Origin of the sequence: Flavobacterium sp. CLA17 (genome assembly GCF_013112255.2) — a bacterium.
GTDB lineage: Bacteria > Bacteroidota > Bacteroidia > Flavobacteriales > Flavobacteriaceae > Flavobacterium > Flavobacterium circumlabens.
On record NZ_CP068294.1, the window covers coordinates 1,389,530 to 1,403,524 of the forward strand.

The 13,995-nt window shown below is 38.1% G+C and carries 10 protein-coding genes; 7 read left to right on the top strand and 3 right to left on the bottom strand.

Annotation, left to right across the window (positions count from 1 at the left end):
- Positions 1-55 precede the first annotated feature (55 nt).
- Entirely contained in the window at positions 56-1,633 is a 1,578-nt protein-coding gene (locus HAV12_RS06215; protein WP_171568891.1) for a murein L,D-transpeptidase, read from the top strand.
- A gap of 118 nt (positions 1,634-1,751) precedes the next feature.
- On the opposite strand, the gene HAV12_RS06220 is transcribed toward HAV12_RS06215, so the two are convergent.
- Positions 1,752-2,255 (bottom strand): C40 family peptidase, encoded by a 504-nt coding sequence (locus HAV12_RS06220; RefSeq protein ID WP_132037965.1) that lies wholly within the window; start codon positions 2,253-2,255, stop codon positions 1,752-1,754.
- 234 nt (positions 2,256-2,489) lie between these two features.
- Between HAV12_RS06220 and HAV12_RS06225 the strand changes: the two genes are divergently transcribed.
- The 6 genes from HAV12_RS06225 to HAV12_RS06250 all read left to right on the top strand — a co-directional run bounded on the left by HAV12_RS06225 (position 2,490) and on the right by HAV12_RS06250 (position 10,535).
- Positions 2,490-3,545, top strand: a complete 1,056-nt coding sequence (locus HAV12_RS06225) for an SGNH/GDSL hydrolase family protein (protein ID WP_240345239.1) — start codon at positions 2,490-2,492, stop codon at positions 3,543-3,545.
- Entirely contained in the window at positions 3,535-4,914 is a 1,380-nt protein-coding gene (locus HAV12_RS06230; protein WP_171568893.1) for a sialate O-acetylesterase, read from the top strand. Before HAV12_RS06225 ends, HAV12_RS06230 begins: the two co-directional genes overlap by 11 nt.
- A gap of 357 nt (positions 4,915-5,271) precedes the next feature.
- Positions 5,272-7,566, top strand: a complete 2,295-nt coding sequence (gene bglX / locus HAV12_RS06235) for a beta-glucosidase BglX (protein ID WP_171568894.1) — start codon at positions 5,272-5,274, stop codon at positions 7,564-7,566.
- Positions 7,567-7,925: 359 nt separating this feature from the next.
- The gene (locus tag HAV12_RS06240) at positions 7,926-8,882 is read left to right on the top strand and encodes an aldo/keto reductase (RefSeq protein WP_171568895.1); all 957 of its coding nucleotides are present in this window, start codon (positions 7,926-7,928) and stop codon (positions 8,880-8,882) included.
- Positions 8,883-8,886: 4 nt separating this feature from the next.
- Entirely contained in the window at positions 8,887-9,468 is a 582-nt protein-coding gene (locus HAV12_RS06245) for a Crp/Fnr family transcriptional regulator (RefSeq protein WP_240345240.1), read from the top strand.
- 98 nt (positions 9,469-9,566) lie between these two features.
- Complete coding sequence (locus tag HAV12_RS06250) at positions 9,567-10,535, top strand: zinc-binding alcohol dehydrogenase family protein (RefSeq protein ID WP_171568896.1); 969 nt, start codon at positions 9,567-9,569, stop codon at positions 10,533-10,535.
- A gap of 75 nt (positions 10,536-10,610) precedes the next feature.
- On the opposite strand, the gene HAV12_RS06255 is transcribed toward HAV12_RS06250, so the two are convergent.
- Complete coding sequence (locus tag HAV12_RS06255; protein WP_171568897.1) at positions 10,611-12,599, bottom strand: glycoside hydrolase family 97 protein; 1,989 nt, start codon at positions 12,597-12,599, stop codon at positions 10,611-10,613.
- 66 nt (positions 12,600-12,665) lie between these two features.
- On the bottom strand, positions 12,666-13,967 hold the full coding sequence (locus HAV12_RS06260; protein WP_171568898.1) for a cellulase family glycosylhydrolase: 1,302 nt from the start codon (positions 13,965-13,967) through the stop codon (positions 12,666-12,668).
- Positions 13,968-13,995: the final 28 nt, after the last annotated feature.

A 13,995-nucleotide genomic window follows, 5' to 3' on the forward strand; every position in this document is an offset into this window, starting at 1 on the left:
TCTCCAAATAAGGCATTTTTGTAAAAACTTGTTTATTTTTATTAAAAATATGATTATGAAAATTTTGTACCCGCTTGTTACGTTGATGATGCTTTTAACTTTTGTTTCCTGTAATTCTAAATCGGGCGATAAAGAAGAAAAAAGTACTGCAAAGCAGGTAGTTCCGGAACTTAAAATCCCTATTGACAGTGTTGATATTTCTAAATTTTACCAGACCTATCCGAAATTAATTAAATTTCAGGGAGACGTTTCAGCGTTGTACAAGAAAAAGAATTCTACTCAGTTATGGCAGGATAATAAAGGAATCGTGGAGTTTGGAAGTACTTTATTCAATAAATATAAAGGCCTGGAAGCAGAAGGTTTAAAAGCCAATTTTCCGTATAATGAAAAAATCAATCCCATTTTTGAACGCATTTCAGACAATAAATTATCTCAGGTCGATACCGATCTGATGATTACAAATTTATATTTCTATTATGCTGAAAAAGTATTTAACGGTGTGGACGAGAAAACGTCAACTTCTTTACAATGGCTTTTACCAAGAAAAAAAGTAAATTATCAGGTGTTTTCGGATTCTATTTTCAAACATGCTACGATTAATGATGATAATAAAAGTAAAATGTTCAGTCAGTATTACAAACTGCGTGATGTACTTAAAAAATACAGGGAGATTGAGAAAAAAGGAGGCTGGAAAAGGATTGAAGCCGCGGAAGATTTCAAAAATTTAAAAGTTGGGGATTCAGCAGCGACCATAGCTCAAATTAGAGAAAGACTTTCTGTAACAGGAGAACTAAAAGAAAATAATAAAAGCGCCGTTTGCGATTCGACCTTAATTGCGGCGATGAAAAACTACGAAATACATCACGGAAAAACGCCTAAAAATATCATTTTAAAGGAACATATTGACGAATTGAATGTTCCCGTTGCCGACAGAATCAAGACGATTATCGTAAACATGGAACGTTGCAGATGGATTGATCCCGAATTGGAAAAGGGAAAGGAATATATCGAAGTCAACATTCCTGAGTTTAGATTATATCTGATCCGCAATCATGAAATTAGTTTTGTTTCAGCCGTTGTGGTGGGAAAAGCAATGACCAAAACAGTTATTTTCAGCGGTATGATGAATAATATTGTTTTCAGTCCGTATTGGAATGTACCTCAGAGTATAATTAATAAGGAGATTAAACCCGGAATGGCTAAAAACAAAAATTATCTGGCAGAAAAACATTTAGAATGGAACAACGGAGCCGTTCGGCAGGCGCCGGGCGTAAATAATTCCCTTGGTCTGGTAAAGTTTTTATTTCCAAATTCAAATAATATCTATTTGCACGATACACCTGCAAAAAGTTTGTTTGAAAGAGAAAACAGAGCTTTTAGTCATGGCTGCGTACGTGTTGCTAAACCAAGAGAATTAGCAATTGAGCTTTTGAAAAACGATCCCAAATGGACACCCGCACGAATTGATAAAGCAATGCATGCCGGCAAAGAAAGCTGGTATACGCTAAAAAAGAAAGTGCCCGTTTATATTGGTTATTTTACCGCCTGGGTAGACCGAGACGGACAATTGAATTTCTACAACGATGTCTACCACAGAGATGAAAGTCTACTGAAATTATTGACTGAAGAATAGAATAAAGGAGAAATAATTGCAAAGGCAAAAAATGCTGTGTCATGATTAAGGGCTTACAGACAAAACATTCAGAATTAATTCGTGTTAATTCGTGTAATCAGTGGCAAAAAAAAGCACTCTACTTCGATAAAACAGTAATACATTTATAAAAACGTTTGGTATAATGTTCCGTGTCTAATGCCGTAATCGTTACACTATTTGCTTTTCCGGAAGAAGCATGTATAAATTTGGAGTGCATGCCATCGGCTTCGCAAATAATGCCGAGATGCCCCACAACTGTTCTGTCTTTATAGCCGTAAAAAACTAAAATATCGCCAACCTTAAAATCTTCAGGAGCCAGCGCAACTCCCAGGTTTTTATAACTATTGGAACTTCTGGGTAAGCTGATATTAAAATTCTTAAAAACATAACTGACAAACCCGGAACAGTCGAATCCTTTTTTAGGGTCACTACTGGCATATAAATAAGGCGTTCCCAGATATTTTTTGGCATAATCAATGATGGAATCCCGGTTAGCGATTTGACTTTTTTGATTTTGTTGAAGAACGGTTTTATTTTCTTTTTCACAAAACGAAAGAAATAAAATTGAAAAGGCAAATACTATATAAATGGGGAATTTCATAAGAAGAGGGGTTTAATCGATAAAGATAGGATGTTGTTCTCTAAAATCAAAGTCATGATGCTAAGTATGATTAGAAACAGGAAATAAGAAAAAGAATATGGTATTTTTTTATTGCTTTTTGACATTTTAGTATCTTTCTGAACCCTTTACTTCTGGTATCTTTGTGAATCTCATTTATATTTTAACAGATAAATTATGTTTCTTAAAAAAATATCGCTTTTAATTTTGTTTTTGATGATTTGGACTGTTTCGACTTCACAAAACAAAAGCAACACATTTCTTTACGAAGGACGGGTTGATAAACTTCAGGATAATAATGTCATTTTGATTGGAACCGCTTCTTTGGTTTCATTCAATTTTACAGGTACTGCATGTTCGGTTTCTTTGCAAAGTGTTGATGCTTATGAGCACCATAACTACGTTGCCTTGGTTTTGGATGGAAAATATATTGGGAAATTGAGAATTGAAAAAGGTCCTGCACAATCCTTTCCGATAAAAATTACTTCAGCTAAGAAAGTTCATAATCTTACCATTTATAAAAATACCGAAGCACAAAGCGGAAACATTTTATTTGCCGGAACAACAGCGAAACTAACGGGTATTACTTCAAAAAAGAAAAAGAAAATTGAGTTTATTGGGGATTCAATTACCTGTGGTGCGGCGAGTGACGCTTCAGATGTGCCTTGTGATAAAGGAGAATATTTCGATCATCATAATGGTTATTATGCTTACGGTCCGGTTCTTTCCAGAGCAATTGATGCTGCTTATCTAATGAGCTCTGTTTCGGGAATCGGAATCTACAGAAACTGGAATGACGAAAATAAAGAAGAAGGTATTATGCCCGATTTATATGGGAATTTGTACTTGACAAAAGATCCTTCCAAACCTAAATATGATTTTGCTTTTCAGCCGGATGTTATCAGTATTGCGCTGGGAACTAATGATTTTTCAGGCGGAGACGGCAAGAAAGAGCGCCTGCCGTTTAATGCCCAAAAGTATATTTCGAACTACATTGATTTTATAAAAATGTTGTATACGCACAATCCAAAAGCACAAATTGTGATTACCAACAGCCCGATGGTTGGTGGCGAAAAAGGAGTTGTTTTTGAAGATTGCCTGCACAAAATCAAGGATGCTTTTAAAGAAGATAAAACGCATAAACCGATTGTGATTTTCAAATTTAAACCCATGACACCAAAAGGATGTTCCGGACATCCGGATGTTGCCGATCAAAAAGTGATGGCTGATGCCTATGCTCCGTTTTTAAAAAAATTGCTAAATGAAAAATAATATATTTAAGTTTGCTTTCTTTCTGTTGATTTCCAGTACTATGATGGCAAACGTTTCCCTTCCGAATATTTTTGGTGATAATATGGTTTTACAGCGCAATTCCGAAGTTAAAATTTGGGGCTGGGCAAATCCAAAAGAAGAAATCAAATTAATTTCAGGCTGGAACAATCAGGAATACAAAGTTGTGACTAACAATCAGGCACAATGGGAACTGAAAATAAAAACGCCAGAAGCCGGCGGACCTTTCATCATTTCGATAAAAGGATACAACGAAGTGATTTTAAAGAATATCCTGATTGGTGAAGTCTGGGTCTGTTCCGGACAATCGAATATGGAAATGTCGGTGAGCTGGGGAATTGAGAATGGCGAGGAAGAAGCAAAAAATGCCACGAATCCGAATATTAGATTTTTTACCGTTCCGAAATTAACAGCAACAACTCCACAGAATAATCTATTGGGAAACTGGACCGAATCGACTCCGGAAACCATGAAAAATTTCAGCGCTGTCGGATACTTTTTCGCGAAACGCTTAAGAGAAGATTTAAAAAATGTCCCAATCGGATTAATTTCCTCGAATTGGGGCGGAACTCCCGCAGAAATATGGATACCGGAAGAAGTAATCAATAACGATCCTCTTTTGTTGGAAAATGCCAAAAAACTGAACGAGCAGGAATACGGACCCAGACAACCCGGACGTGCTTACAATGCCATGATTTATCCTTTTGTTGGATTTAAAATCGCAGGAACACTCTGGTATCAGGGAGAATCGAATGTGGGGTCTGCCGTTTACGACAAAACACTTTCGGCTTTGATCACTTCGTGGAGAAAAGTGTGGCAGGATGATTTTCCGTTTTATTATGTGCAGATTGCGCCTTATAAAACAGGAAGCAATAATTTCTCGAATGTTATGGTAAGAGATTCCCAAAGAAAACTATTGAAAGAAGTTTCGAATACCGGAATGGTGGTCATAAGTGATGTTTCGGATACGATCGATATTCATCCTAAAAATAAAAAGGCGGTTGGAATTCGTCTGGCGAATTTAGCATTGAAAAACACCTATAAAACCAATTCTAATTTGGTTGAGAGTCCGCTTTTTAAAGCTTTTAAAACGGATAAAAATAAAGCGATCCTCTCCTTTGATTATGCGGAAGGATTACATTTTGCCGGTAAAACATCCAATCAATTTGAATTGGCGGGTGCCGATGGTGTTTTTTATACCGCAGAAGCGTTAATTAAGAACGATCAGGTGATTTTGACAAGCAAAAAAGTTTTGGTCCCGCTTAAAGTTCGCTTTGCATGGGGCAATACAATACAATCAGATTTGTTCAATAAAGTCAATTTGCCGGCATCCTGTTTTATTACGGAGTAAGAAGATTTTAGATTTTTGCCCACGGGTTTTACAGGTTTAAACAGATTGGCGCTGGTTTTTTTGTTGTTTTATCGCATTTTTTGTCATTTCGACGGAGGAGAAATCACAGTCATAATTCGACAAGGATTGACGATTATTTGTGAGGAGTTTCTAGTGTGATCCTTCGTTCCTCAGGATGACAAGATTGAGGAAATTGGGATAGCTCTTTAAAAAACAAAATTATCTCATTACCCATTCGCGTGAGGGATAGCAGCGGAAAGCCCACAGCCTGACGAAGGAAGTGCGAGGACTTGCAGCGGATAGCCCGACCCGGAGGGACACGCCCAAATTATGAAACTATTTGACCATTATACGATCATGAATAATAAAAAAATAATAACAATCGGGGTCTTTACCCTGCTTACCGTTGGAAATATGAATGCACAGAAAAAAGCCTATCTCGATAAAAACAAAACAATTGAACAACGTATTGATTTGCTTCTGCCCTTGATGACGCTGGAGGAGAAAGTGGGACAAATGAATCAGTATAATGGTTTTTGGGATGTTACGGGACCGGCTCCAAAAGGCGGAACGGCTGAGTTGAAATATGAACATTTACGAAAAGGACTGGTCGGTTCGATGCTTACCGTTCGTGGTGTAAAAGAAGTTCGTGCCGTACAGAAAATTGCCGTGGAAGAAACCCGTTTAGGAATTCCGCTGATTATTGGCTTTGATGTCATTCACGGATATAAAACGCTAAGCCCGATTCCACTGGCAGAAGCTGCAAGCTGGGATCTGGAAGCGATTAGGAAATCGGCGGCAATTGCTGCAGACGAAGCTTCGGCGTCCGGAATTAACTGGACTTTTGGCCCCAACGTAGATGTTTCGAACGATGCGCGCTGGGGACGTGTGATGGAAGGAGCAGGAGAAGATCTGTATTTGGGCAGTAAAATTGGCTATGCAAGAGTAAAAGGTTTTCAGGGAGAAACAATTGCCGATTTAGCTAAAGTGAATACCATTGCGGCCTGTGCGAAACACTTCGCAGCATATGGTTATGTTGAAGCGGGATTGGAATATAATATCGTGGACATCAGCAATTCTAAATTGTACAATTCGGTTTTGCCTCCGTTTAAAGCAACTGTAGACGCGGGAGTCCGAACGTTTATGAATTCATTCAATACCTTAAACGGAGTTCCGGCAACAGGAAATGTTTTCCTGCAAAGAGATATCCTGAAAGGAAAATGGAAGTTTGACGGTTTTGTGATTTCGGATTATGCTTCTATCCGTGAAATGATCGCACACGGTTATGCCAAAGACGAAGCCGACGCGACTTTGAAAGCAGTTGTGGCGGGATCAGATATGGACATGGAATCGTATTTGTATGTGACAAAATTAGCTGATTTAGTGAAGGAAGGAAAAGTAAAAGAATCTTTGCTGGATGATGCCGTTCGCAGAATATTGCGTGTGAAATTTGAATTGGGTCTTTTTGATGATCCGTATCGATATTGTGATGAAAAACGAGAAAAAGCAGTCGTCGGAAATAAAGCCAATACTGAAGGCGTTCTGGATATGGCGAAAAAGTCGATTGTACTTTTAAAAAATGATAAAAACCTGCTTCCGCTAAAGAAATCCGGACAAAAAATTGCCTTAATCGGAGCACTGGCAAATGATAAAAACAGTCCATTGGGAAGCTGGAGAATTGCGTCTGAGGACAATACGGCCGTTTCGGTTTTGGAAGGAATGCAGCAATATAAAGGCAATACGCTGACTTTTGAAAAAGGAACTGATCTGGTGGTTGGAAAAACGTCTTTCTTAAATGAAGTTGTTTTTAATACAACTGACAGAAGCGGTTTTGAAGCCGCTAAAAAAGCCGCAAAAGAAGCAGATGTTGTCGTAATGGTGTTAGGAGAACACGGTTTTCAGAGTGGGGAAGGGCGCAGCAGAACCAATCTTGATCTGCCGGGTCTGCAACAGGAATTACTGGAGGAAATTTATAAAGTGAATCCGGATATTGTTTTGGTTTTAAATAACGGGCGTCCGTTGACCATTCCATGGGCAGCGGAACATATTCCGACAATTGTAGAAGCCTGGCATTTAGGAACTCAAACCGGAAATGCCGTAGCGCAGGTTTTATACGGGGATTACAATCCAAGTGGAAAATTACCAATGTCTTTCCCGAGAAATGTGGGGCAAGTACCGATCTACTACAATAAATACAGCACCGGAAGACCAACAGACAGTGATAAAAATGTATTTTGGTCACATTATTCAGATGTAGAGAAAACACCTCAGTTTCCTTTTGGTTTTGGTTTGAGTTATACCAAATTCGACTATAAAAACCTGAAAGTAAACAAAGCATCTTTTGCAAAAGGAGAAACTGTTGAGGTTTCGGTTGAACTTACGAACTCCGGAAATTATGACGGAAAAGAAGTGGTGCAATTGTATATTCACGATGAATTTGCCAGTATCATCCGACCAGTAAGAGAACTAAAAGGTTTTGAATTAGTGGACTTGAAAAAAGGGGAAACGAAAACAATATTTTTTACGTTAACCGATGCAACACTTGGTTTTTATGATAATGAAGGAAACTATCTGGTTGAACCCGGAACTTTTAAAATCATGGTTGGAGGAAGTTCTGACAAAGGTTTAGAAAGCGGTTTTGAATTAAAATAAAAAAACTATTTTTCGATATTTAAACCCGACCCGTTTTTAAAAACCTGTCGGGTTTGTTTTTTTAAAAGAAGAAAATATTTTTCACGCAGATTTTTTAATCTCCATGATCTGCAAAATCTGCGAGAGTTTTGAAGCTGGATTTTTTACGATAATGAAGGAAATTATCTAGTTGAACCGAAAACGTAAACCCGACATGTTTTTAAAACCTGTCGGGTTTACTATTTTACGTTAAAGAAGAAAATATTCTTCTCGCAGATTTTGCAGATTCGGCAGATTTTTTAATCTCCATGATCTGCAAAATCTGCGAGAGTTTTTTGTATTTTTAAAACCTAAAAATTTCAAACCATTAAACCAAAAAAATGAAATACAACAGATGTGGAAAAAGCGGGTTATTATTACCTGAAATATCTTTAGGATTATGGCATAATTTCGGATCAGTAGATAATTTTGAAAACGCTGAAAGTATCGCTAAAGAAGCCTTTGATAAGGGAATAACGCATTTTGATTTAGCGAATAATTACGGACCGGTTCCGGGTTCTGCAGAGGAGAATTTCGGTAAAATTTTATGGCATAATTTTCAGGGAAACCTGCGCGATCAAATCGTAATTTCAACCAAAGCCGGCTACACCATGTGGGACGGACCTTATGGAGACTGGGGTTCCCGCAAATATTTATTGTCAAGCTTAGACCAGAGTTTAAAACGCATGAATGTGGACTATGTAGATATTTTTTATTCACATCGTCCTGATCCCGAAACACCAATTGAAGAAACAATGATGGCTTTGGATCACACCGTAAGATCCGGAAAAGCATTGTATGTTGGAATCAGTAATTATTCAGCAGAAGAAACAAGAGTTGCCGTTGATGTTTTAAAACAACTGGGAACACCTTGTTTAATTCACCAGGCCAAATATTCGATGTTAGAGCGTTGGGTAGAAAATGGTCTGCTCGATGTTTTAGAAGAAAAAGGAGTGGGCTGTATCGCGTTTTCGCCTTTGGCACAGGGTCTTTTAACGGATAAATATTTAAACGGAATTCCGGAAAATTCCAGAGCACATAATCCAAATGGACATTTAAAAGAAGATGAGGTTACATCCGAACGCATTCAGAAATTAGTGCAGTTAAACGAAATTGCTCAGAACAGAAACCAGTCTTTGGCGCAAATGGCTTTGGCCTGGCTGCAGAAAGACAAACGAATTACTTCTGTTTTAATAGGTGCAAGCTCTGTTCGACAATTGAATAATAATATTGACTGCCTGCAAAATCCTGACTTTTCTGCAGACGAAATAAATGCAATCGAAAGCATTCTGAAATAATTTTATGAACGCTTCCATGTTTGATCATCTTAAAAATAAATTCCCGATAGAAGACCAGAAATGGGAGCGTTACCTCAATTGTTTCAACAAATTGGAGGTTCCTTCCAAAACCGTTCTTTTAAACGAAGGCGAAATTTCAGAACGAATATTTTTTATTGAAAAAGGCTGTGTGAGATGCTGGTTTAACAGAGACGGAAAAGACCTCACCCTGCAATTTTTTTTAGAAGGCGGAATGGTGGCTTCTATTGAAAGTTTTAGAAAGAAAATCCCAAGTCCTGTGACTATCGAAACTATCGAACCCAGTGTTTTGTGGTATGTGGATAAAAAAGATATGGACAGCATTCTTACCGAATTAATTGAGATTCCCGAAATACGAGAGAAATTTATAGACATCCTCTTTGAACGTACCTTCGATTATATGAAACACTTCGTTTCTTTTATAAAGGATTCGCCGGAACAGCGCTACCAAAATATTTTAAAAGAAAAGCCACAGCTAATTCAACGCATTCCCCAGCATTATATCGCTTCTTATCTCGGAATAACTTCCGTTCATCTAAGCAGGATAAAAAATAAAATGCTGAAATAACCCCAATCTGCATTTGATAACATATGTTATCGTCGAACCTTTTACTGCGGGCTAATTTTGCTTCATAAAATTTAAATAACACTTAAAAATTTAAAAACATGAAAGCAGCAGTAGTTTATAAAAAAGGAGAATTGCCACAATACACTGATTTTCCGGATCCAATTGTCGAAAATGAAAACCAGGTTTTAATCGCTGTTAAAGCCGCCGCAGTTAAAAATTTAGACAAAAATATAGCAAGCGGGAAACATTACTCCGCAGACGAAAAAGAGACAGCAAAAGTGGCAGGAGGCGATGGTGTCGGTCTGCTTGAAGACGGGACCAGAGTTTATGCCTTAGGTGTGACCGGAATGATTGCTGAAAAAGCCATTATAGATAAAAATAAAATGGTAAAAGTTCCCGAAGGCCTTGACGATTGCACAGCAGCGGCATTACCGAATGCAGTTGCAGGTTCTGCCATGGCGTTGCGATTCAGAGCAGATATTCAAAAAGGAGAAACGGTTTTAATCAACGGAGCTACAGGAGTGACAGGAAAAATAGCCATTCAGCTGGCCAGACATTACGGGGCAAAAAGAATAACTGTTACCGGAAGGAATGAAGAAGCATTAAAAACATTGTTAAATTTAGGTGCAGATGAATATGTTGTACTGACGCAGCCGGAAGAAGAATTTATCGCGGAGATAAAAAAGATTTACAGTAATACACCAATCGATATCATAATCGATTATTTATGGGGACCTTCAGCGGAATTAATTCTGAAATCTTTAAAAGGGGATGGTTCATTTACTCCTAAAACCAGATTTGTTTCAGTCGGTTCTCTGTCCGGAGATACAATTCAGTTATCGTCGGAAATTTTAAGAAGTGTCGATCTTCAATTGTCGGGTTCGGGTTTTGGAAGCTGGACAAAAAAGGAAATGATGCAGTTAATAACCGAGATCTTACCGGAAATGTTTGACTTGGCGGTATCGAAAAAGTTAGTGATTGAAACGGTTGCTGTTGCTCTAAAAGACATAGAAAAAGTCTGGAGTGAAACTATTCCTGACGGGAAAAGACTGGTAATTACAATTTAAAAGTGTAGTTTTTAATGTAAATAGGTACAAATGTACCGCCTAGAACAATGTATTTCTGCGCGGTACGTTTGTTTTTTAATTTTTTAACTGAATAATAGCAGCCAGTCCGCCACCGTTTGCTAAATGAAATTTTAGTTTTGTGTCAGCATCTATCGTTATGATTTCTCTTTTGTAATCTGTCGCAGCTTTATCAGCATTTAAGCCGTCGGAGAAAATTTCAGCTTCAAATTTTTTGCCTTTTTCAAGGAAAGAAAAGTCAATGGTAATATCTCTGGAATCCCAGTTGGTAATGGCACCTAAATACCAGGTTGTATTTTTTCTTCTCGTTATTGCTACGAACTTTCCAACTTCTCCGTCTAAAGCTACGGTTTCGTCAAAAGTGGTGGGTGTTTTGGCTATAAAATTGGTGCTTTCCTGTTCCTTCATGTAGGCCGTGGGGCTATCGGCCATCATTTGCAGAGGCGCTTCAAAAATAGTGTACAAGGCCAGTTGATGGCATCTGGTTCCCTGACTCATTGGGTTGGAATGACTGGGTTTGAATTCGTTTTTGGTGGCATTTCGCATCGCACCGGGCGTATAATCCATAGGTCCGGCCATCATTCGGATAAACGGAATGGTGCAGTCATACGTCGGAACATCGTCATTGGGTGTCCATTTGTTGTTTTCTAAACCTTTTACACCTTCAAAATTCAGGATATTGGGAAAAGTACGCTGAATTCCGGTTGGTTTATACATCCCGTGAAAATCCAAAAGCAATTGATGATCGGCTGCTTTCTGAGCAATATCGTAAACAGAATGCACCATTTTGGCATCGTCACGATCCAGGAAATCAACCTTAAATCCTTTAATTCCCAAATCGGCATAATTCTTAAGGATTCCGTCTGTGTTTTTGGTTAAAGCCATCCACGAACTCCACAAAATAATTCCCACATTTCGTTCTTTCCCGTAAGCGATTAAGGCTTCCAGATCAACATTTGGGTTGTGTTGCATAATGTTTTCTTCGAGGCTCCAGCCTTCATCCAGAACCACATATTCCACTTTGTTTTTGGAGGCAAAGTCAATATAGTATTGATACGTTTCCGTATTAATTCCGGCTTTAAAATCAATATTATAAATGTTCCAGTCGTTCCACCAGTCCCAGGCTACTTTTCCTGGTTTTATCCAGCTGAGGTCTTTTATTTGGGTCGGTTCCGATAATTTCTGAACCATGTCATTATTGGCTAAAGCGCTGTCATTTTCTGAAATGACAACAATTCTCCACGGGAAATTCCGGGTTCCTTTTGTCTGAACCAAATAATCGGCTCTTTCGGTAATCAATCGGTTAATGTTGTTGAATCCGCCATTTTTTTCCTGTAAAGGATAGTTGGAAAAACGACTTTCAAAGCCGGATTTAGCCGAAGTGTTGGTTACAAATAATCCGGGATAATCTTCCAGATTGGCTTCCAGAAACACTGCTTTTTTATGATTTTTATAGTCGACTAAAAAGGGTAAAAATGCCAGCGTATCTTTTGCAAATCCGCTGATTTTTTTGTTTTCGTAATGGGCTTCAAAAGAGGAAATATAAGGATCTTTTGGGTTTCTTAAATCGCGGACATACGGCATTAAGGTATTGTAATCCTCATCGAAATTCAAAACCACTTCTTCCGATTTTACAGTGATATCTTTTTTCTTTTTTGTATTAAAACGATACGCAACGCCATCATCGAAAGCACGATATTCAATACTAAAATCATTTTTGAAGTTTAAAATCAGCTGATTGTAATTATTCTTTACCGATTTCTTTTTGTAAAACGGAGATTCAAACGAAGTATCAACTGTTGCTGTCTTTGAATTTAAAACTAACGCCTCTTTTCCTAAAACCGGATTTTCGCCCAAAGTCATTGACATTGCCGAAGGAGCCAGGATAATATCTTTTTCATGTAAAATCGTCCAGGTAATTTTGTCGTTCACCAGAATTCTGACTTCAATTTTTCCGTTGGGAGATTTCAATATAAATTCCTGCTTTTTCTGTGAAAAAGAAAGATTTACAATCAGGACAAGAAGTATAATAGATAATTTTTTCATGCTGGATTTTTTTACCATTTAAGTATTATAAGTTCATTTAAAAAGCTTCATCTATAATGTCTTATCTTACTTACGGGGTTTGATTTTTTTTAAATCTAAATTATATTTTTTTACAATCTCCAAAGTCGATTGATCCGTTGAAAAAACCGAATTCAACCCTTGTGGTTCCTGTGGAGGATCTGTAGTCAGAGGATTTCCGGGATTCCATTTTCCATCTGCGGTAACGGCTTTTCCTTCGCCGCCGAATCCCCAGAAGTTGGCTGCCTGCAACGGACCGTTATTTGCCACACTTTCGGCCACACGGCTAAAGATATAATTGTAAAAAACATCTCTGTTGGCAACAGAAGAACTGCTTACCAGGCTTTCGTTTTCTCTTGGCAAACCAAATTCCTCAATAATAATGGGACGTTTCAGGTCGTTGGCCACTTTTACATGTTTATCGATATAAATTCCGGCATTTTCAAGCGTTGTTGGCAACGTTTTTTCGGCATTATCCGCTTTAAACCAGCCCCAGTTCTTTGGCCAGATGTGCATGGTCAGATAGTCAATATGCGGATTTTGATGGGTTCTTTCAAAAGTTTCCATACTGTCATTCGAACTGTTTAAACCTTCTGAACCGGTTGAAATCAAATGATTTTGGTCTAGGCTATCTATTAAATCGACAATACTATTGAGCCAGACGGTAAATTTAGCTTCGTTTTCCGCTGTAAAGGTACGTGGTTCATTTCCAACCTGCCACGCCATAATCGTATTATCTTCGGTATATTTCTTTTCAGAATATGTATTTGTTCTTCCAATGATAAACTTTACATGATTGTTCAGGCTTTCCATGCAAGGCGTACAACTGTGAAATTGTTCCGTGTACGACATAAATTGCGGCCAGGTATTCGGAGCGATATTGGGAACGGGAATCGGGCCTTTTCCATTCCATTCTAAATACTGCGACATTCCGCCCGACCATTCCCAGTTATTAGTCAAATACAAAACCGCATACATCTTGCGTTTGCTCATTTCATGAATCAGAAAATCCAGACCGTCCAGTAAATCGGCATCATATTTTCCCTGCTCGTATTGTAAAGCGGGACGAACGGTGAAATCGTATTTTCCGCCGTCTGCACCCACTAAAATCCGCAGATTGTCAATCCCTTCTTTCTTCAGTAAATCAAGTTCACGTAACAGTCTTTTTCGGTCTCCGATTTTTTTAGAAGCCAGAAGACTGCCGTACCAATAATTGGTTCCAATGTAGGAATAGGGTTTATTGCCTTTGTAAAATTGAGTTCCTTTAACGGTAATCCTTTCCTGAGCCTGGCAGGCTAGTGTCGAAAGAATTAAAGCGAAACTCAGTATTTTGAGGAAATTATTTTTCATAACTTATTTTTTAAGGAGCTTTTCTACT

Bases quoted from the DNA above. Each gene is read 5' to 3' on its own strand.
- HAV12_RS06230 (WP_171568893.1), top strand. From the start codon at position 3,535: ATGAAAAATAATATATTTAAGTTTGCTTTCTTTCTGTTGATTTCCAGT.
- HAV12_RS06225 (WP_240345239.1), top strand. From the start codon at position 2,490: ATGATTTGGACTGTTTCGACTTCACAAAACAAAAGCAACACATTTCTT.
- HAV12_RS06255 (WP_171568897.1), bottom strand. From the start codon at position 12,599: ATGAAAAAATTATCTATTATACTTCTTGTCCTGATTGTAAATCTTTCT.
- HAV12_RS06220 (WP_132037965.1), bottom strand. From the start codon at position 2,255: ATGAAATTCCCCATTTATATAGTATTTGCCTTTTCAATTTTATTTCTT.
- HAV12_RS06260 (WP_171568898.1), bottom strand. From the start codon at position 13,967: ATGAAAAATAATTTCCTCAAAATACTGAGTTTCGCTTTAATTCTTTCG.
- HAV12_RS06240 (WP_171568895.1), top strand. From the start codon at position 7,926: ATGAAATACAACAGATGTGGAAAAAGCGGGTTATTATTACCTGAAATA.
- HAV12_RS06215 (WP_171568891.1), top strand. From the start codon at position 56: ATGAAAATTTTGTACCCGCTTGTTACGTTGATGATGCTTTTAACTTTT.
- HAV12_RS06250 (WP_171568896.1), top strand. From the start codon at position 9,567: ATGAAAGCAGCAGTAGTTTATAAAAAAGGAGAATTGCCACAATACACT.
- HAV12_RS06245 (WP_240345240.1), top strand. From the start codon at position 8,887: ATGAACGCTTCCATGTTTGATCATCTTAAAAATAAATTCCCGATAGAA.
- bglX (WP_171568894.1), top strand. From the start codon at position 5,272: ATGAATAATAAAAAAATAATAACAATCGGGGTCTTTACCCTGCTTACC.